The sequence below is a fragment of the Spirillospora sp. NPDC048911 genome, from assembly GCF_043198015.1.
In the GTDB taxonomy this organism is placed as follows: Bacteria; Actinomycetota; Actinomycetes; order Streptosporangiales; family Streptosporangiaceae; genus Spirillospora.
Map to the genome: position 1 here is coordinate 1225480 of NZ_JBICUD010000002.1, position 18432 is coordinate 1243911.

19 protein-coding genes are annotated in these 18432 nt (G+C 71.3%); 15 read left to right on the top strand and 4 right to left on the bottom strand.

Going from position 1 to position 18432, the window contains the following annotated elements; translation table 11 throughout:
- Nucleotides 1–46: 46 nt before the first annotated feature.
- The 7 genes from ACGFNU_RS13010 (at nt 47) to ACGFNU_RS13040 (ending at nt 7518) form a co-directional block, all read left to right on the top strand.
- Nucleotides 47–1006, top strand: a complete 960-nt coding sequence (locus tag ACGFNU_RS13010) for a carbamate kinase (protein ID WP_392593019.1) — start codon at nt 47–49, stop codon at nt 1004–1006.
- A 6-nt stretch (nt 1007–1012) separates the two neighbouring features.
- The gene (locus tag ACGFNU_RS13015; protein ID WP_392593021.1) at nt 1013–2119 is read left to right on the top strand and encodes a ring-opening amidohydrolase; all 1107 of its coding nucleotides are present in this window, start codon (nt 1013–1015) and stop codon (nt 2117–2119) included.
- Nucleotides 2120–2191: 72 nt separating this feature from the next.
- Nucleotides 2192–2896, top strand: coding sequence for an SseB family protein (locus tag ACGFNU_RS13020; RefSeq protein ID WP_392593023.1), 705 nt, complete (start codon nt 2192–2194; stop codon nt 2894–2896).
- Between the two features lie 11 nt (nt 2897–2907).
- On the top strand, nt 2908–3495 hold the full coding sequence (locus ACGFNU_RS13025) for a prepilin peptidase (protein WP_392593025.1): 588 nt from the start codon (nt 2908–2910) through the stop codon (nt 3493–3495).
- 45 nt (nt 3496–3540) lie between these two features.
- On the top strand, nt 3541–4323 hold the full coding sequence (locus tag ACGFNU_RS13030) for a phytanoyl-CoA dioxygenase family protein (RefSeq protein WP_392593027.1): 783 nt from the start codon (nt 3541–3543) through the stop codon (nt 4321–4323).
- A gap of 68 nt (nt 4324–4391) precedes the next feature.
- Nucleotides 4392–7364: a glycine--tRNA ligase gene (locus ACGFNU_RS13035; RefSeq protein ID WP_392593521.1), complete on the top strand. Its 2973-nt coding sequence runs from the start codon at nt 4392–4394 to the stop codon at nt 7362–7364.
- 19 nt (nt 7365–7383) lie between these two features.
- Nucleotides 7384–7518, top strand: coding sequence for a hypothetical protein (locus ACGFNU_RS13040; protein WP_392593029.1), 135 nt, complete (start codon nt 7384–7386; stop codon nt 7516–7518).
- Between the two features lie 12 nt (nt 7519–7530).
- Here ACGFNU_RS13040 and ACGFNU_RS13045 read toward each other — a convergent pair whose 3' ends face one another.
- Nucleotides 7531–7905, bottom strand: a complete 375-nt coding sequence (locus ACGFNU_RS13045) for a hypothetical protein (protein ID WP_392593031.1) — start codon at nt 7903–7905, stop codon at nt 7531–7533.
- Between the two features lie 9 nt (nt 7906–7914).
- Nucleotides 7915–8724 carry an SAM-dependent methyltransferase gene (locus ACGFNU_RS13050; RefSeq protein ID WP_392593033.1) on the bottom strand — a complete coding sequence of 270 codons (810 nt, stop codon included), beginning with the start codon at nt 8722–8724 and terminating at the stop codon, nt 7915–7917.
- Nucleotides 8725–8859: 135 nt separating this feature from the next.
- Here ACGFNU_RS13050 and aroC point away from each other — a divergent pair, with 135 nt between their 5' ends.
- The 5 genes from aroC to ACGFNU_RS13075 all read left to right on the top strand — a co-directional run bounded on the left by aroC (nt 8860) and on the right by ACGFNU_RS13075 (nt 13494).
- A complete protein-coding gene (gene aroC, locus ACGFNU_RS13055) occupies nt 8860–10041 on the top strand; it encodes a chorismate synthase (RefSeq protein WP_392593035.1) in 1182 nt (393 codons plus the stop codon).
- Nucleotides 10042–10054: 13 nt separating this feature from the next.
- On the top strand, nt 10055–10564 hold the full coding sequence (locus tag ACGFNU_RS13060; RefSeq protein WP_392593037.1) for a shikimate kinase: 510 nt from the start codon (nt 10055–10057) through the stop codon (nt 10562–10564).
- Nucleotides 10561–11637, top strand: a complete 1077-nt coding sequence (gene aroB / locus ACGFNU_RS13065; RefSeq protein ID WP_392593039.1) for a 3-dehydroquinate synthase — start codon at nt 10561–10563, stop codon at nt 11635–11637. The genes ACGFNU_RS13060 and aroB overlap by 4 nt, the downstream gene beginning before the upstream one ends.
- Nucleotides 11638–11659: 22 nt before the next feature.
- Nucleotides 11660–12106: a type II 3-dehydroquinate dehydratase gene (gene aroQ, locus ACGFNU_RS13070; protein ID WP_392593041.1), complete on the top strand. Its 447-nt coding sequence runs from the start codon at nt 11660–11662 to the stop codon at nt 12104–12106.
- A 164-nt stretch (nt 12107–12270) separates the two neighbouring features.
- Complete coding sequence (locus ACGFNU_RS13075) at nt 12271–13494, top strand: prolyl oligopeptidase family serine peptidase (RefSeq protein ID WP_392593043.1); 1224 nt, start codon at nt 12271–12273, stop codon at nt 13492–13494.
- Here the strand turns inward: ACGFNU_RS13075 and ACGFNU_RS13080 are convergent, their stop codons facing one another.
- Entirely contained in the window at nt 13495–14067 is a 573-nt protein-coding gene (locus ACGFNU_RS13080; protein WP_392593045.1) for a TetR/AcrR family transcriptional regulator, read from the bottom strand.
- Between the two features lie 150 nt (nt 14068–14217).
- On the opposite strand from ACGFNU_RS13080, the gene ACGFNU_RS13085 reads away from it, so the two are divergent.
- Entirely contained in the window at nt 14218–14883 is a 666-nt protein-coding gene (locus ACGFNU_RS13085) for an enoyl-CoA hydratase/isomerase family protein (protein ID WP_392593047.1), read from the top strand.
- A gap of 138 nt (nt 14884–15021) precedes the next feature.
- On the top strand, nt 15022–16068 hold the full coding sequence (locus ACGFNU_RS13090; RefSeq protein ID WP_392593048.1) for an LLM class F420-dependent oxidoreductase: 1047 nt from the start codon (nt 15022–15024) through the stop codon (nt 16066–16068).
- A 185-nt stretch (nt 16069–16253) separates the two neighbouring features.
- On the opposite strand, the gene ACGFNU_RS13095 is transcribed toward ACGFNU_RS13090, so the two are convergent.
- On the bottom strand, nt 16254–17732 hold the full coding sequence (locus ACGFNU_RS13095; protein WP_392593050.1) for a flavin monoamine oxidase family protein: 1479 nt from the start codon (nt 17730–17732) through the stop codon (nt 16254–16256).
- A 145-nt stretch (nt 17733–17877) separates the two neighbouring features.
- On the opposite strand from ACGFNU_RS13095, the gene ACGFNU_RS13100 reads away from it, so the two are divergent.
- The coding region (locus tag ACGFNU_RS13100; protein ID WP_392593052.1) for an aminopeptidase P family N-terminal domain-containing protein at nt 17878–18432 on the top strand (555 nt) is incomplete at its 3' end.

The window sequence follows — 18432 nt, forward strand, 5'->3', positions numbered from 1 at the left end:
GGATTCCGCCCATGAGCACCGGCCGTTTCGTGGATAACTTCACTGCGTGAACACCAACCGGCTCGACGGTGAGCGGGTCCTGATCGCCCTCGGCGGCAACGCCATGACCGCGCCGGACGGCAGCGCCACCCCGGCCGCGCAGGCGGCGGCGGTCGCGGCGGCGATGGAGCATGTCGCCGACCTCGTCGCGGCCGGCGCGCAGGTGGCGCTGGCGCACGGGAACGGCCCCCAGGTCGGCAATCTGCTGATCAAGAACCAGCTCGCCGCGCATGTGGTGCCGCCCGTGCCGCTGGACTGGTGCGGGGCGCAGACCCAGGCCACGATCGGCGTGCTGATCATGAACGCGCTGGACCGGGCGCTGGCGGCCCGCGGCGTGTCCCGGCCCGTCGCCACGGTCGTCACGCGCACGCTGGTGGACGCCGCCGACCGCGGGTTCACCGACCCTGTCAAGCCGGTCGGGCGGTACTTCCCGGCGGCGGAGGCCGAGCGGTTCATGGCGATCGGCCAGTCCTGGAAGTCGTTCGGCGAGCGCGGCTGGCGGCGCGTGGTGGCCTCGCCCGACCCGCTGGAGATCCTCGACGCGGACGCCGCGCAGGTGCTGCTGGCGGCGGGGCACATCGTGGTGGCGGCGGGCGGCGGGGGAGTGCCGGTCGTCCGCGCGGACGGGGCGTTCGCCGGCGTCGAGGCCGTCGTCGACAAGGATCTGGCGGCGCAGCTGCTCGCCCGGCGGCTCGGCGCCGGGACCCTGGTCATCGCCACCGACGTCGAGCACGTGATGGTGGGGTTCGGCACGCCGCGCGCCCGCCCGCTCCACCGGACGACCGCCGCCGAACTGCGCACGCTGGCCGCCGCCGGGCACTTCGCTGGTGGCAGCATGGGGCCGAAGGTGGAGGCGCTGCTGCGCTTCATGGCCGGCGGCGGCCGGCGCGCGGCGATCACCTCGCTCGACCGGATCACCGACGCGGTCGAGGGCAAGGCCGGGACGATCATCGAACGCGAGGAGTGACGCGACGTGCCCGATCCGATCGAAGTCCGCAAGATCCCCATCGAGAGCGTGACCGACGCCGCCGGGCTGGCCCGTCTCATCGACGACGGCGTCATCGAGGCGGACCGGGTGCTGGCGGTGGTGGGCAAGACCGAGGGCAACGGAGGCGTGAACGACTACACGCGCATCCTCGCCGACCGGGCGTTCCGCGAGGTGCTGCTCGCGAAGGGCACCCGCTCCGAGGACGAGGTGCGCGGCGTCCCGCTGGTGTGGTCGGGCGGCACGGACGGCGTGCTCAGCCCGCACGCGACCGTCTTCGCCACGGTCGACCCCGCGTCGGTGCCCGCCTCTGATGAGCCGCGGCTGTCGGTGGGCGTCGCGATGAGCGACGTCATCCTGCCCGAGGACATCGGGCGGCCCGCGATGGTCGACAAGGTCGCCGCCGGCGTCCGCGCGGCCATGAAGATCGCCGGGATCGACGACGCGGCCGACGTGCACTACGTCCAGACCAAGACGCCGCTGCTGACCCTCGACACCATCAACGACGCCAAGCGCCGCGGCCAGGGCGTCGTCACCGAGGACACGCTCAAGTCGATGGACATCTCCAACTCGACCACCGCCCTCGGCATCGCCGTGGTGCTCGGCGAGATCGAGCCGCCCGCCGCCGAGCAGATCCACCGCGACCTGTCGCTCTACTCGTCGGTGGCGTCCTGCTCGTCGGGCGTGGAGCTCGACCGGGCGCAGATCGTCGTCGTCGGCAACGTGCGCGGCATCGGCGGCCGCTACCGCGCCGGGCACGGTGTGATGAAGGACGCGCTCGACGCCGACGGCGTCTGGGACGCGATCCGCTCGACCGGCCTGGACCTGCCCGACCGGCCGCACCTGAGTGATCTCGGCGACCGGCTCGTCAACGTCTTCATCAAGTGCGAGGCCGACCCGAGCGGCTCGGTCCGGGGCCGCCGCAACATCATGCTCGACGACTCCGACGTGCACTGGCACCGCCAGATCAAGGCGTGCGTCGGCGGCGTCGCGGCCTCGGTCACGGGCGACCCGGCGGTGTTCGTGTCGGTCGCCGCCGTGCACCAGGGGCCGTCCGGCGGCGGCACGGTCGCCGCCATCGCCGACCTGGGATGACGAACCGATCGATATCGGAGAGTATTGAAGTAGGTACCCGGTGCGGTCACGGGAGGCTATAGCCTCTCTGCCGTGTCAGGTAAGACCATTCCCGAACCCCAGTTCCCCGCGGACGACGGCAGCGCCGACCCGCGGCTGGCCGAGGCCCTCGCCGGATACGCGGGCGGGCGCGTCGGCGAGCACGCGGTGCTCGCGGAGCTCTACGACTCGCGCCTGCTCGTGCCCGTCGTGGCCGTGCTCACCGAGGAGGAGGCGGTCGCCCCGGGCGAGCTCCGCCGCGAGAAGTCCAGCGACATGGCCTTGCCCACGCTCGTCGGCGAGGACGGCCGGCGCGGCGTGCTCGGGTTCACCTCCACCGAGACGCTGCAGGCGTGGCGGCCCGACGCCCGGCCGGTCGCGGTGCACGCGCGGCAGGCCTGCCTGGCCGCGCTCGACGAGGGCGCCCACGCGCTCGTGGTCGACGTCGCGGGCCCGGTGCCGTTCGCCGTCGACGGGCTGCGCCTGCACCTGCTGGCCGAGGGCCGGCCGATCCCGCCGCCGCACGAGGACCCCGAGATGCTCGCCGCGATCGAGGCCGCGTTCGGCTCCGAGCCGGCCGTCAGCGGGGTGAAGATCGGCAAGGGCGAGGCCGCCGAGCTGGCGATCCGCTTCGCCGTCGTGCCCGGCCACGACGAGCGGCAGACCGTCCAGCGCGTCTCCGACCGCCTCGCCGAGCTGCTGCGCGGCCGCATCGTCGGCGGCGTCGAGCTCACCGTGCTGCGCGGCGGCGCCCGCTAGGGTCGCTTTCCGTGGAGGCACCCCCCCGGGTCTGGTCGCTTCGGGCCGACTGGACCGAACCGCTGCGCGCACGGCCCGTCCCGGCCGCACTCGTCTGCGCGGCCGTTCTCGCCCTCCTGACCTGGCGCGTCGGCGTCGAACCCGCCCTGCCCGCGTTCCTCTGCCTCGGGACGGTCGGGACGGCGCTCGGCTTCGTCGACGTGGCGATCAAACGGCTGCCCGACCCGCTCACGCTTCCCTCGTACGGCGTCGGCGCGGCGCTGCTGGGGGCGGCGGCGCCGTTCACCGACGGCGGCAGCGGCCGCTTCCTGCACGCGCTGATAGGGCTCGCGGCGCTCTGGGCGCTGTTCGCGGTCCAGTGGTTCCTGATGCCGAGCGCGATCGGCCTCGGTGACGTGAAGCTCGCCGGAGTCCTCGGCCTCTATCTCGGCTGGCTCGGCCTGGACGCCTGGCTGCTCGGCGTCGTCGCCACGTTCGTGATCGGCGGGCTCGTCGCGGCCGGGCTGCTGGCCGCGCGCCGCACCGGGCGCAAGTCCGAGCTGCCGTACGGGCCGTTCCTCCTGCTCGGGGCCCTGCTCGCCGTTCTCGTCCACGCCTGAAAAATGGTTGGCCGGATGCGGCCACCGGCGGGCATGCTGAGGATCATGCCCGATGGCGCGCAGACAGAGACCTTTATCCGGGACGGCTTCGTACGGCTGGCCGAAGCGGTCCCGCAGGACCTCGTCGCGGAGTGCCGCGAGATCCTCTGGCGGGACACCGGAGCCGATCCGAACGACTGCTCCACCTGGACCACGCCCGTCGTGCGGCTCGGCCACTACGCGCAGGAGCCCTTCCGGCGGGCCGCCAACACGCCGCGCCTGCACGCCGCGTTCGACGCGCTGGTGGGCGAGGGCCGCTGGCAGCCGCAGGGCGGTCTCGGCACCTTCCCGGTCCGTTTTCCCAGCGACGAGGAGCCCGGCGACGACGGCTGGCACGTCGAGGCCAGCCTCCAAGGTGACGACCCCGCCAATTTCATGACCTGGCGGACGAACGTCTTCTCCAAGGGGCGGGTGCTGCTGATGCTCTTCCTCTTCTCCGACGTGAGCGAGGACGACGCCCCCACACGTATCCGCGTGGGCTCGCACCTGGACGTCCCGCCGATCCTCGAACCGGCGGGGGACAGGGGCCTGCCGTTCATGGAGCTCGCGGGCAAGGCCGTGTCCGCCAGCGACCATCGTCCCGTCGCATACGCGACGGGCCAGGCCGGTGACGTGTACCTCTGCCACCCGTTCGTCGTGCACGCGGCCCAGCCGCACCATGGCACCGAGCCGCGGTTCATGGCACAGCCGCCGCTCCTCCCGGCGGCCGGGCGCGAGCTCGACATCGAGCGCGCCGACGGGGCGTACTCGCCCGTCGAGGTGGCGATCAGGCGAGGTCTCGGGCGGTGACCCCCCGCCGGGTGGTGACCGCCGTACGCTGAGAACCCGTCGCCCTCCGGAGGACCCCCGTGCTGACCATGCAGGACGCGCTGATCAGGCTGACCGGCTACTGGGCGGGGCACGGCTGCCTCGTCACCCAGCCGATGAACACCGAGGTCGGCGCGGGCACCCTCAACCCGGCGACCGCGCTGCGCGTGCTCGGCCCCGAGCCCTGGCGCGTCGCGTACGTCGAGCCCAGCGTCCGCCCCGACGACTCGCGGTACGGCGACAACCCCAACCGGCTGCAGACGCACACGCAGTTCCAGGTGATCCTCAAGCCGGAGCCCGGCGACGCGCAGGAGCTCTACCTGGGCAGCCTGCGGGCCCTCGGGATCGACCTCGACGCCCACGACGTGCGGTTCGTCGAGGACAACTGGGCGTCCCCGGCGCTCGGCGCGTGGGGCCTCGGCTGGGAGGTGTGGCTGGACGGGCTGGAGATCACGCAGTTCACGTACTTCCAGCAGTCCGGCGGGCTGACGCTCGACCCGGTCTCGGTCGAGATCACCTACGGGATGGAGCGCATCATCATGGCGCTCCAGGGCGTCTCCCACTTCAAGGACATCGCGTACGCGCCGGGCATCTCCTACGGCGAGGCGTTCGGGCAGTCCGAGTACGAGATGAGCCGCTACTACCTCGACGACGCCGACATCGAGACCAACCGGAGCCTCTTCGACTCGTACGCCGGCGAGGCGCGCCGGATGCTGGACGCCCGGCTGCCCGTCCCCGCGCACTCCTACGTCCTGAAGTGCTCGCACGCCTTCAACGTCCTCGACTCGCGCGGCGCGATCGGCACGACCGAGCGCGCCCGCGCGTTCGCCCGCATGCGCGGCCTGGCGCACGAGGTGGCAGAACTATGGGTCGAACGCCGGGCCGAACTGGACCACCCCCTGGGCAACGCCACGATCCAGCGGCCACCTGAGAACACGCCCGCCGCCCTTCCGGAGATCTCCGAGCCCGGCACCTTCGCGTTCGAGATCGGAGTCGAGGAGCTCCCGCCGCACGAGGTGGCCCCGACCACCGCCCATGTCTCCGATGCCCTCCGCCAGAGCCTGGAGGAGAGCGGGCTCATCACCGACGCGTCCGAGATCGAGACGGCCGCCACGCCCCGCCGGATCATCGTGCTGGTCACCGACCTCCAGCCCCGGGAGCCCGACACCCGGAAGGTCGTCAAGGGCCCGCGTCTCTCGGCCGCGTACGACACCGACGGCAACCCGACCAAGGCGTTGCAGGGCTTCGCGCGCGGCCAGGGAGTCGACCCCGCCGACGTCGGCACGGTCATGATCGGCGACGTCGAGTACGCCGGGCTCACCCGCGCCGTCACCGGCCGCCCCGCCGCCGAGGTGCTGGCAGACCTCATTCCCCGCCTGGTCAAGAGCCTGCGCGCCGACCGCAACATGCGGTGGAACACTCCAGGCCTCTCGTTCAGCCGCCCCATCCGCTGGCTCGTGGCGCTGCTGGACGAGCACGTAGTCCCCGCAAGCATCGCCGGCCTCAGGACCGACCGAATCACCCGCGTGCACCGAACCGCCGCCGAGCCCCTGGTCTCCGTCCCGGCCGCCGCCGCCCTTCTGGAGACCCTCCGGGCGAACGGCATCGAGCCCGCCATCGACCGCCGCCGCACCGAGATCATCGAGACCGCCGGAGAACTCGCTCGCTCCTCGGGCGGCACCATCGACTTCCCCGCCGAGCAGGCCCTCGTCGAAGAGATCGTCAACCTCATCGAAAAGCCCACAGCCGTCTTGGGCGCATTCGACGAGTCCTACCTCACGCTGCCCGAAGAGATCCTCACCACGGTCATGAAGAAGCACCAGCGCTACCTGCCGGTGCGTTCGTCCACGAACAACCTCCTGCCGTACTTCGTCACCGTCGCCAACGGCGCCTGCGACACCACTGCGGTTGCCACGGGCAACGCCGCCGTCCTGCGCGCCCGCTACGAGGACGCCGCGTTCTTCTTCCAGCACGACCTGCGCAGCAAGCCCGAGGCACTCAAGAGCGGCCTGGAGAAGCTGACCTTCGCCGAAGGTCTCGGCTCGATGGCCGACCGCGCCGCCCGCATCCGTGCGATCGCCAACGAGCTTTCGAGCCATGTCGACCTGGCCAATGAGGAGTTCGAGGTCGTCCGCCGCGCAGGAAAGCTGGCGAAGTTCGACCTGGCCACGTCCATGGTGATCGAGCTGTCCAGCCTCGCCGGGACGATGGCCCGCGAGTACGCGCGCCGTGCCGGCGAAACCGAAGACGTCGCGCAGGCGCTCTACGAGATGGAGCTGCCCCGCTCGGCCGGTGACGTGCTCCCCACCGGCATCGCCGGGTCATTGCTCGCCGCCGCCGACCGCCTCGACCTCCTCGCCGGCCTCTTCGCCGTGGGCTCCGCGCCCACAGGCGGATCCGACCCGTTCGGCCTGCGCCGCGCCGCCCTCGCGCTCACCGCGATCCTGCGGACGAACCCCCGCCTGGCGGCGGTCACCGTGGACGAGGGCCTGGCGATCGCGGCCCGCAACCAGCCCGTCGACGTCCCCCCAGAGGCCCTCACAGAAGCCACCCAATTCGTAGCCCGCCGCCTGGAACAGTCCCTCATAGACGAAGGCCACCCGATCCAGGTAGTCCGCGCGGTCATGCCCCACGCCGGCTCACCCGCCTACGCCGAACGAGCCGCCGGTGACCTAAGCAAACTCCTGAACGACTCCCACTTCCAACGCCTGACAACCGCGCTCCAAAGAGTGCTCCGCATCGTCCCCCAAAACACAAACCCCGAATACGACCCCGCCCTCTTCACCGAACAAGCCGAACAACGCCTCTACGACACCTTCGTCCGCGTCCGCACGGAGCTCCCGCACTACGCGACCCTCCCCGAATTCACCGCCGCCACCCTCCCCCTAGCCGAGCCCATCGACGCCTACTTCGACGACGTCATGGTGATGGACAAAAACCCCACCATCCGCGCCAACCGCCTGGGCTTCCTGGCCGACATCCGCGACCTGGCAGCAATCCTCGACTGGCCCCAAATCGCCTGAAACGCCTACGCTCTCGATCATGGAGCTAGTGCCCTGCGCCTACGACGACCCGATCGCGGCGAAGCTGATCGCCGAGGTCCAGCAGGAGTACGTCCTGCGCTACGGAAGCGAGGACGAGACCCCCACGGACCCCGCCGAATTCGAGGCCCCCTAGGCCACTTCGTCCTCAAATTCGGCCACTACCGAGACTCCCCAACCAGCCGCTGTTACGGCAAGGAGCTACGGGTGTAGCGGTGTTGTACGCCTGGTGGGAAGTACTCGGGGTCGGCGAACGGGCGCAGGTGGATGAGCGGGGCCAGAACGTCGGCTCGCCGGTGGAGCCCGAGGAGACGGCGATCATGTCGCCGATCGTTCCGTCGCGGCAGCGCTCGGCGAGGGGGTAGCGGCGGCGGACGTAGGTGTCCTTGGTCGTCACCGGTACGTCGTGCAGGGCGGTGACGGCCGCTGGATCGATGTCGTGATCGGCCAGGAACGCGGCGTACGCCGGGACGGTGTCGGCGACGTGGCGCATGAGCGCCAGCGCCGCCTGCTCCGGGGACATGCCTCGAGACTAGACGGGGCGGCGGGCCACGCCTCCGTAGGCGCGGGAACGGTCGGGGCCGGACGGGACGCGGTCGGGGTCGGTGTGCCACTGGGAGACGTAGACCAGGCCAGGGTCGACCAGGTCGAAATCATCGAAGAACGGCAGGATCTCGTCGTGGTCGCGCAGGGTCACCGGGGCCGTGGAGGAGTTGTAGACGTCCATCACCTTGGGCACGTCCTCCAGCCGGCTGTCCTGGGGCGTCGCGTGGGTGATCACCAGGTAGGAGCCCGGCCCCAGCGGTTCGCAGAGGCGGCGCACCAGGTCGGCGGGCTCCGTCGGGATGAAGTGCAGGACGGCGAGGAGCAGGACGGCGACCGGCTCGTCGAAGTCGATCATGGAGTGGACCGTGGGGTCCGACATGATCTTCTCGGGGTCGCGCAGGTCGCCCTCGACGACGGCGACCTCCCCGGTGCCCTCGCCGGTCAGGAGCGCGCGGGCGTGGGCCAGGACGACCGGGTCGTTGTCGACGTACACGACCCTGGAGTCCGGCGCGAAGGCCTGGGCCACCTCGTGCACATTGTTCTGCGTGGGCAGGCCGGTGCCGACGTCGATGAACTGGCGGATCCCGTTCTCGGCGAGGTGGCGGACGGCGCGGGCGAGGAACGCGCGGTTCTGCCGGACGACGTGGTGCACCTCCGGCACGAACTCCAGGATCTTCTCCGCCGCGGCGCGGTCGGCGGGGAAATTGTCCTTGCCGCCGAGAAAGAAGTCGTACATCCGGGCGGCGTTCGGGGTGGTGGTGTCGATGCCGACCGGCTTCCAGTCCTCGTCCGTCATGGCGCGCCACCTCCGTCTCGGACGTCTCGTTGTGATCACGCTACCCGTCGGCAGGGCGGCGGTGGGGCGTTCCGGTGGTTCTCATCAGCCGGACGCGGCTCCGCCCACCGGCGCCGAGTCACTAGGATCGACGGCATGCTGCGCTGGTTGACCGCGGGGGAGTCCCATGGCCCGGCCCTCACCGCGATCGTGGAGGGCCTTCCGGCCGGTGTGCGCGTGACCTCAGGCGATATCGCCGAGGCGCTGCGCCGCCGGCGGCTCGGGCATGGGCGGGGCGCCCGCATGAAGTTCGAGCAGGACGAGGTCACGATCCTCGGCGGGGTCCGGCACGGGCTCACGCAGGGCGGACCGGTCGCGATCGAGGTCGGCAACACCGAGTGGCCCAAGTGGGAGACGGTGATGTCGGCCGATCCGGTCGATCCCGACGTCCTGGCGGCGCAGGCGCGGAACGCCCCGCTGTCGCAGCCGCGGCCCGGCCACGCCGACCTGGTGGGGATGCAGAAGTACGGCTTCGACGACGCGCGGCCGATCTTGGAGCGGGCCAGCGCGCGGGAGACCGCGGCGCGGGTGGCGCTGGGCGAGGTGGCCAAGGCCTTCCTGCGGCAGGCGCTCGGCGCCGAGGTGTTCAGCCACGTGGTGGCGCTGGGCGAGGTGGCCGTGCCCGAGGACGCCGCCCTGCCCGCCCCGGACGATCTCGCGGCGGTCGACGAGAGCCCGGTGCGCTGCTTCGACGCCGGGACGTCGGCCGAGATGGTCGCGCACATCGACGAGCTCAAGATGGCGGGCGACACCCTCGGCGGCGTCGTGGAGGTCCTCGCCTACGGGCTGCCGCCGGGCCTGGGCAGCCACGTGCACTGGGACCGGCGCCTGGACTCCCGGCTCGCCGGGGTCCTCATGGGCATTCAGGCGATCAAGGGCGTCGAGGTCGGCGACGGCTTCACCACGGCGCGCCGGCCCGGGTCGCGCGCCCACGACGAGATCGACATGACGGACGGGGGCATCCGGCGCCGGACCAACCGCGCGGGCGGCGTCGAGGGCGGCATGACCACGGGCGACGTGCTGCGCGTCCGGGCCGCGATGAAGCCGATCTCCACCGTGCCCCGGCGCCTCGACACCATCGACGTCCGGACCGGCGAGCCCGCCAAGGCCATCAACCAGCGCAGCGACGTGACCGCGGTGCCCGCCGCCGGGGTGGTGGCCGAGGCGATGGTGGCGCTCGTGCTGGCCGACGCCGTGCTGGAGAAGTTCGGCGGCGACTCGATCGAGGAGACCGCCCGCAACGTGCGGGGATACCTGTCCTCCCTGGAAATCAAATGACGCTGGAACTCACATGACGCGGCCCAAGGCAGTCCTCATCGGGCCCCCCGGCTCGGGCAAGTCCACCGTCGGTGCGGCCCTGGCCGAGCGCCTGGGCGTCGCCCTGCGCGACACCGACGCCGACACCGAGACCGCGGCCGGCAAGCCGATCGGCGAGATCTTCATCGACGACGGCGAGGACCACTTCCGCGCCCTCGAACACGCCGCGGTGCGGGCCGCGCTGGCCGAGCACGACGGCGTCCTGGCTCTCGGCGGCGGCGCCGTCCTGGCCCCTGAGACCCAAGAACTGCTCGCCGGGCACACGGTCGTCTACCTCCAGGTAGGGCTGTCGGAGGCGGTCAAGCGGGTCGGGCTCGCCTCGGCCCGGCCGCTGCTGGTCATGAACCCCCGCAGCCAGCTGCGCAAGCTGCTGGAGGAACGGCTGCCGATCTACGAGCGGCTCGCCGCGATCACGGTCGCCACCGACGGCCGCGACCCCGCCGAGCTCGTCGAGGAGATCGTCAAGGAACTGGAGCGCTCGTGACCGAGTCCCGGGTGCACGTCGGCGGCGCCGAGCCGTACGACGTGGTCATCGGCGCCGGCGTACTCGGCGAGCTGCCGGGCCTGCTCGGCGACCGCGTGCAGGCCGTGGCCGTCGTCCACGCCGAAGGCCTGCCGGAGATCGCGCGGCCCGTGTGCGGCGCGCTCGAACAGGCCGGTTACACCGTGCACGCCCTGCCGGTGCCGGACGGAGAGGCGGCCAAGGAGGTGGGCGTGCTCGCCGGGCTCTGGTCGCGGTTCGCCCAGCTCGGCATGACCCGCACGGACGCGGTCGTCGGCGTGGGCGGCGGCGCCACCACCGACCTGGCGGGCTTCGCCGCCGCCTCCTGGCTGCGCGGGGTCAAGGCGGTGCTCGTCCCGACGACCCTGCTGGGCATGGTCGACGCCGCAGTCGGCGGCAAGACCGGCATCAACATCCCCGAGGGCAAGAACCTCGTCGGCGCCTTCCACCCGCCGGCCGGGGTGCTGTGCGACCTCACCACGCTGGTCACCATGCCGCCCGACGACTACATCAGCGGCCTCGCCGAGGTGATCAAGGCGGGCTTCATCGCCGACCCCGTGATCCTCGACCTGGTCGAGGCCGACCCGGCGGGCGCCGCGTCGCCCACCGGGCCGCACACCCGCGAGCTGGTCGAACGCGCCGTCCAGGTCAAGGCCGACGTGGTGTCCGCCGACCTCAAGGAGAGCGGGCTCCGGGAGATCCTCAACTACGGCCACACGCTCGCCCACGCGATCGAGAAGGCCGAGGACTACCGGTTCCGGCACGGCCACGCGGTCGCCATCGGCATGGTCTACGCCGCCGAGCTGTCCCGCCTCGCCGGGCGCCTCGCGCCGGACGTCGTCGACCGGCACCGCGAGGTGATCTCCTCCGTCGGCCTGCCCGTCTCGTACGGGGCGGAGGCGTGGAAGGAGCTCCGCGCCACCATGACCATCGACAAGAAGTCGCGCGGCGCCACGCTCCGCTTCGTCGTGCTCGACGCCGTCGCCTCTCCCGGCCGGCTGGAGGGCCCGGGCGAAGACCTGCTCGCCGCCGCTTACCAGGAGGTCGGCCGATGAACGCCCGGAGCGGAGCGAACCGATGAACAGAGTCCTCGTCCTGAACGGGCCCAACCTGCGCCGTCTGGGCACGCGCGAGCCCGACGTGTACGGGGCCGCCACGTTCGACGACCTGGTCGCGCTGTGCCGGGACACCGCCCGCCACCTCGACCTGCACGCCGAGGTCCGGCAGACCGACGACGAGGCGGAGATGGTCCGCTGGGTGCACGAGGCCGCCGACGAACGGCTTCCGATCGTCCTCAATCCCGCCGCGTTCACCCACTACTCGTACGCGCTGCGCGACGCGCTCGCCCAGCGCACGGCGCCCCTGGTCGAGGTGCACATCTCCAACCCCGCCACGCGCGAGGAGTTCCGCCACAACTCCGTCGTAGCGGGCGTCGCCACCGGAACGATCGCAGGCTTCGGCCTCATGTCCTACGTCCTGGCCCTCCAAGCCATAGCCGAGCTCCTAGCGGAGAAGAAGGTCTAGGCGTCACGCCGGCGCCTCCTGCGACCCCGCGACCCTGCGCCGCACGCCGCACTCGCCGCGCCTCCGCCACACACGAGGCGCGGCAAGTATGTGCTCGGGCGACGTGGCCTGGGTCACATCGGGCTTTCACACTGACGGGATCCCGTTCGTGAGGAGGCGCGATCATGCGGATCAGGCCCGTGCTCCTGGTCGTTCTGACGGCTCTGAGCTTGATGGCATCCCTATCCGTCGCGAGGGCGTCGGTGCCGCCACCGACCCGGAGCACGCTCACCGAGCACGACATCTCGGCCACCTACGTCAGCGGACTGTCGTCCGGCGGCTTCATGGCCAACCAGCTCCACGTCGCCTATTCCAGTGTCTTCAAGGGCGCCGGCATCTTCTCCGCCGGCGCGTACGACTGCGCCCAGAACAACCTGAGCACCGCCCTGTACGCGTGCATGGAGACCACGCTGCCGCGCAAGACCCCCGCCCAGCTCGAACAGCTGACGCGGGACCGGGCGGCGGCGGGAAGTCTCGACCCGGTCCAGGGCCTGTCGGGCGCCCCGGTCTGGCTCTTCCACGGCACCGCCGACGCGACCGTCAAGACGGCCGTCAACGACGATCTCGCCACCTACTACCGGGACCTCGGCGCCAACGTCGCCTACGACAAGACGTCTGGCGCTGGGCATGCCTGGGTTAGCCCGATCGGCCCGAACGCTTGCGGCTCGACCACGTCCCCCTACGTCAACAAGTGCGGCACCGCCGATCCGGTGAAACAGATGCTGACCCATCTGTTCGGCACCGTGGCGCCGGCCACCACGTCGCCGCTGACGGGCAAGCTCGTCCAGTTCGATCAGAGCGCCTACGTTCCCGGCGGTAACCCGGCCTCGGTGAGCATGGGCAACGAGGGCTTCGCCTACGTTCCGGCGGCGTGCGAGAACGCCTCCTGCAAGCTGATGGTCACGCTGCACGGTTGCTACCAGTACTACGGGCTCGTCGGGAACGCCCTCATGGACAAGGGCTACCTGAACGAGTACGCCGACACCAACAACATGATCGTGCTCTATCCGCAGGCCACCACCATGGCCGGGAATCCGCGCGGGTGCTGGGATTGGTGGGGGTATCAGTCCGCCGCCTATCCGCTCAAGAGCGGCCCGCAGATGGTCTCTGTCCTGGCCATGGTGAAGGCACTCGGCGGCGCCGGAGGCGGAACGGGCCCCGGCCCCACTCCGACTCCTACGCCTGAGTGCATCACCGCGAGCAACTACAGCCACACCACCGCTGGACGGGCCTACGCCAGCCTGGGCCAGACGTACGCGAAGGGCTCGAACCAGCCGCTCGGCCTCTGGAACACCTTCACCAACAGCACGCTCAAGCAGACCTCGCCCGGCTACTGGGTGACCTGCTGATCAGTCGGTGGTGGCGGCGGTGGTCATGGTCTTGAGCTCGGCCACGACGTCGTCGAGGGGGCGGACGTCGCGATGCGCGCGGCAGAGGATGGTGGCCCCCTCGACGGCGGCGACGATCATGCGGGCCAGCCGGCCGGAGCGCTCGTCGGGGACGCCGGCGTTGCCCAGGCAGGTGGCGAGGGTGTCCTCCCAGCGGTCGAACGCGGCGGCCGCGGCGCGGGCCAGCTGGGGCGCGTCGTCATGGGACTCGACGGTGACCGCGACGACCGGGCAGCCCGCCCGGAACTCGCTCTTGACCAGGACCTGGCGCCACCAGCCCACGAAGGCGTCCACCGCCGCCGCCGGGTCGCCGCCCTCGGCGGCGGTCTGGATGCCCGCGTTGAGGAACTCGCCCGCGTAGCGGACCGCCTCCTCGGCGAGCTCGACCTTGCCGCCGGGGAAGTGGTGGTAGATCGATCCCCGGGGGGCGCCGCTGTGCGCGATGACGTCGCGGAACGCCGTGCCGCTGTACCCGCGCTCGCGGAAGAGATAGGCGGCGCTCCGCACCATGCGTTCCCGGCTGTCGGTCCCCATGACCATTGATTATGACATCCATCATAAGCTTCTCGCCTTGACTATGATGGACGTCATAGAAAATCTGGGATATGACGGACGTCATACCTAGCCGTCACTGCTACTGGTGAGTAAGGTCGGGATCGGCATCGGAGAAGAAGGAGTCCTGGCGTGATCGACCTCCAGCGTGACGGCGACGTGTTCGTCCTGCGGTTCGACGACAACGAGAACCGCTTCAGCCCCGGTTTCCTCGACGCATTGGGCGACGCCCTCGACACGGTCGAGAAGAACGACGGGCCGGGCGCCCTGGTGACCACCGGCACCGGGAAGTTCTACTCGAACGGGCTCGACCTGGAGTGGCTCGGCGCCAACCAGGACCAGTTCGAGGACTACCTCAAGCGCGTCAACGCCGTGTACGCCCGCTTCCTCTCGCTGCCGCTGCCCACGGTCGCCGCGGTCAACGGCCACGCGTTCGCCGGCGGCGGCATGCTGATGCTCGCCCACGACTTCGCGGTCATGCGCACCGGCCGCGGCTACTTCTGCCTGCCCGAGGTCGACCTCGGCATGAGCTTCACGCCCGGCATGAGCGCGCTGATCCAGTCCCGTCTCACCCCGGGCGCCGCGCACGAGGCGATGCTGACCGGCCGCCGCTACACCGCCGAGCAGGCGCAGGCCGCCGGGATCGTGCAGCGCACCGCGGCCGAGGCGGACGTGCTGCCCGCCGCGGTCGAGCTGGCCGCCTCCCTCGCGCCCAAGAACGGCACGACCGTCGCCAAGATCCGTACCGACATGTACCGCGGGACCCTGGCGGCCCTCCTCGGACCGGTGTTCTCCTAGAACCGGCCTGGCCGGTCCCTGGACCGGTTCGCAGGCTGGTCCCCAGACCGGTTTCCTCCAGGTGGCGGGGCGGTCGCCTGGATCGCGGTACGTTACGTTCGACTGAATCAGATTCGGTTTTAGGAAAGGGAGTCCGGGATGCGCATCGGTATGCCGCTCAGCTACTCAGGCGGCTTCAAGGAGGCCGCCGACGAGCTGGCCGACTTCGAGAAGGCCGGTCTCGACATCGTCTATGTGGCCGAGGCCTACAGCTTCGACGGCGTGAGCCAGATGGGCTACATCGCGGCCAAGACCGACCGCATGCAGATCGCCTCGGGCATCCTCAACATCTACTCCCGGACCCCCACCGTGCTCGCGATGACCGCGGCCGGCCTCGACTACGTGAGCGACGGCCGCTTCACCCTCGGCATCGGCGCGTCCGGCCCGCAGGTGATCGAGGGCTTCCACGGCGTGCCCTACCAGGCGCCGGTCGGCCGCCAGCGCGAGGTCGTCGAGATCTGCCGCAAGGTCTGGCGCCGTGAGCGGCTCCAGCACGAGGGCAAGTACTACACGCTGCCGCTCCCGGCCGAGCGGGGCACCGGGCTCGGCAAGCCGCTCAAGCTGATCAACCACCCGGTGCGGGCCGACATCCCCATCGAGATCGCCGCGATCGGCCCCAAGAACGTCGAGCTGACCGCCGAGATCGCCAACGGCTGGCAGCCGATCTTCTACCTGCCGGAGAAGGCCGCCGACGTCTGGGGCCCCTCGCTGGCGGCCGGCCGCGCCAAGCGCGACGCCGCCCTCGGCGAGCTGGACGTCGTCGGCCAGGCTCCGCTGGCCATCGGCGACGACGTCCAGGGCTTCCTGGAGTTCGGCCGCCCGATGGCCGCCCTCTACATCGGCGGCATGGGCGCCAAGGGCAAGAACTTCTACAACGACCTCTGCCGCCGCTACGGCTGGGAGAAGGAGGCCGAGGAGATCCAGGACCTCTACCTGGACGGCAAGAAGGACGAGGCCGCCGCCAAGGTCCCCTACGAGCTGCTGGAGAAGATGTCCCTCATCGGTTCCGAGGGGCACGTGCGCGAGCGCCTCGCCGCCATGAAGGAGTCCGGCATCACCACGCTGAACGTCAGCCCGATCGCCGGTGACCACAAGGCCCGGCTCGCCCTGATCGAGAAGGTCAAGGAGATGGCCGCCGGCCTCTAGAGCGCGCGTCCGCCAGGGCACGTCTGCCAGGGCGTGTCCGGGGGGCGCGCCCGCGCGTCCCGGCTCGTCCTGATCTGGTTGTCCGCGTGGCGGCGCGCCCCCTCGGCACGCCGCCACGCGAACGTTCAGGGGAGAGCACCCCCCTCAGAGTGCTCCCCTCAGGAGCGGGGCTTCGGATCGCCGCCTCACAGGGCGGCGGAGACCTCCCTGGCGACGCGCTCGCCGGAACGGACCGCGCCGTCCATGTAGCCGGTCCAGTAGCCGGACGTCTCGGTGCCCGCCCAGTGCACGAGCCCGCAGGGGGTGCGGAGCGCCGCGCCGAAGTCGGTGAGCACGCCGGGCGGGGCGATGCCGACCGGGCCGCCGCCGCTCCACGTCTCGTTGTCCCAGCGCTGCATGGCCGTCCGCACCGGCGTCTTGGCCTTGTCGCCGAAGAGCTTGACGAACGACTCCATCCCGGCGGCCCTCACCTGCTCGGGCGAGGCCGCGTCCAGGCGCCGGATGTTGGTCTGGTTGATGAAGCCCATCAGGATGCCGCGCGAGCCGTCCGCCGGGCTGTTGTCGAACGTCGCGTCGATGGCCCCGCTGTCGGCCACCGCCTGCCCGGTCAGCCCGTCCGCCCGCCAGAACGGCGTCTCGTACACCGCGACGAACTTGGCGATCGAGCCCATCGGGTAGCGCTGCATCAGCTGCAGCCGGCTCGCGGGCAGCGTCGGCGTGAAGTCGATCTTCCCCGCGATGGCGGGCGACATCGCGACGATCACGCGCTTGGCGGTGACCGTGACGCCGTCGGCCGTGACCGTGACCTCGTTCCCCGAGGTCGCGATGCTCCGCACCGGCGCGTTGTAGCGGATCCGGTCGCCGAGGGTGGCCGCGAGCCGGATCGGCACCTGCTCGGAGCCGCCGGCGAAGCGCGTCTCCTGGGCGCCGTTCTTGGTGTTGATCAGCCGGTCCACGGTCCCGGGGTTGGTCTCGTTGCCCGACGAGGCGATGTAGTTCAGGACGTACAGCAGGGACACGTCGCGCGACCGCACCGACAGGGTCGAGCTGATGAACGCGTCCATCAGGAAGCGTGCGCCGCTGCTCAGAGAGTTGGACCGCGACCAGGTGTAGAACGTCTGGCTGTCCCATTCCTCTGCCTTGGGCGCCCTCCACGGCTCGCCCACAGGGATCTCCTTGGCCATGTTGCCGAGGGAAACGAGGGCCAGCTGCAGGTCGACGACGCCCCAGTCCGGCGGCACCGCGCCGAGGATGCCGTCGGTGGCGTAGAGGGAACGCTTGCCGTTGCGGTAGTAGACGTTCTTGCCGGTGTTGTACGTGGGGAACGTCTCGACGCCCATGTCCCTGGTGAGGGCGGCGATGCGGTCCTGGGTGGGCCCGATGAACTCGGCGCCGCCCTCGCTCGTCGTGCCGTCGCCGAGCGGCAGGCCGTACACGCGTCCGCCGGGACGTTCCCTGGCCTCCAGCACGATCACCGAGCGGCCGGCGGCGACCAGGTCGCGGGCGGCGGTCAGGCCGGACAGCCCCGCTCCGACGATCACCACGTCGGCGCTGGCGGCCGCGGCGGCGCGGGCGGGCGAGGCGGGGAGTGCGGACATCGCGGCGCCCGCGGCGGCCGTCAGGGCGCCGGTGCCGAGCAGTCTTCGACGGCTTACTCCGGTCACAGGGGGGTCCTCCTCGGGGGAAGGCCGGGGGAGCGCCGGCCGCATGGGAACGATCACTCGAGGCGTCAACGTAGGGCAGCCGTGCCCTGCGGACAAGGGGAAGACGAGTATGTTTCATGTTCTGTGACCAACTAGAGTCCTGACCATGGGGGAGCTCCACGAGACAAGGCGCGGGCGGCTCACGGCCCTGCTCGCCGCGAACGACGTCGACGCCCTGCTGGTCACGCGGCTGGTCAACGTCCGCTACCTGACCGGCCTGGCCAGCTCGAACGCGGCGCTGCTCGTCCGCGCGGAGGGGCCGGCGGTGCTGGCGACGGACGCGCGCTACGCGGGCACGGCCGCCGCCGTCTGTCCTGACCTGGAGCTCCTCGTCGAACGGCAGACCGCACAGGTGCTCACCACGCTGGCCGCCGACTCCGGCGCACGCCGCCTGGGGTTCGAGGCGCACGACGTCACCGTCGAGAAGCACGCCGAGCTGGCCGCCCTCGACCGGGGCGTCGAGCCGACGGGCGGTGTCTGGACTGAGGAGCGAGGAACGAGTGACGAGGGAAGACGCCGCCAGGAAGCGTCGGCTCGCCGTCGCGCGGAGCGTGACAGTGCACTCGAGCCGACGGGCGGTGTCTGGACTGAGGAGCGAGGAACGAGTGACGAGGGAAGACGCCGCCAGGAAGCGTCGGCTCGCCGTCGCGCGGAGCGTACG

Coding starts and splice junctions, on each gene's coding strand:
- ACGFNU_RS13030 (WP_392593027.1), top strand. CDS start 3,541: ATGCCCGATGGCGCGCAGACAGAGACCTTTATCCGGGACGGCTTCGTA.
- ACGFNU_RS13035 (WP_392593521.1), top strand. CDS start 4,392: ATGCAGGACGCGCTGATCAGGCTGACCGGCTACTGGGCGGGGCACGGC.
- ACGFNU_RS13040 (WP_392593029.1), top strand. CDS start 7,384: ATGGAGCTAGTGCCCTGCGCCTACGACGACCCGATCGCGGCGAAGCTG.
- ACGFNU_RS13045 (WP_392593031.1), bottom strand. CDS start 7,905: ATGTCCCCGGAGCAGGCGGCGCTGGCGCTCATGCGCCACGTCGCCGAC.
- ACGFNU_RS13050 (WP_392593033.1), bottom strand. CDS start 8,724: ATGACGGACGAGGACTGGAAGCCGGTCGGCATCGACACCACCACCCCG.
- aroC (WP_392593035.1), top strand. CDS start 8,860: ATGCTGCGCTGGTTGACCGCGGGGGAGTCCCATGGCCCGGCCCTCACC.
- ACGFNU_RS13060 (WP_392593037.1), top strand. CDS start 10,055: ATGACGCGGCCCAAGGCAGTCCTCATCGGGCCCCCCGGCTCGGGCAAG.
- aroQ (WP_392593041.1), top strand. CDS start 11,660: ATGAACAGAGTCCTCGTCCTGAACGGGCCCAACCTGCGCCGTCTGGGC.
- ACGFNU_RS13075 (WP_392593043.1), top strand. CDS start 12,271: ATGCGGATCAGGCCCGTGCTCCTGGTCGTTCTGACGGCTCTGAGCTTG.
- ACGFNU_RS13080 (WP_392593045.1), bottom strand. CDS start 14,067: ATGGGGACCGACAGCCGGGAACGCATGGTGCGGAGCGCCGCCTATCTC.
- ACGFNU_RS13090 (WP_392593048.1), top strand. CDS start 15,022: ATGCGCATCGGTATGCCGCTCAGCTACTCAGGCGGCTTCAAGGAGGCC.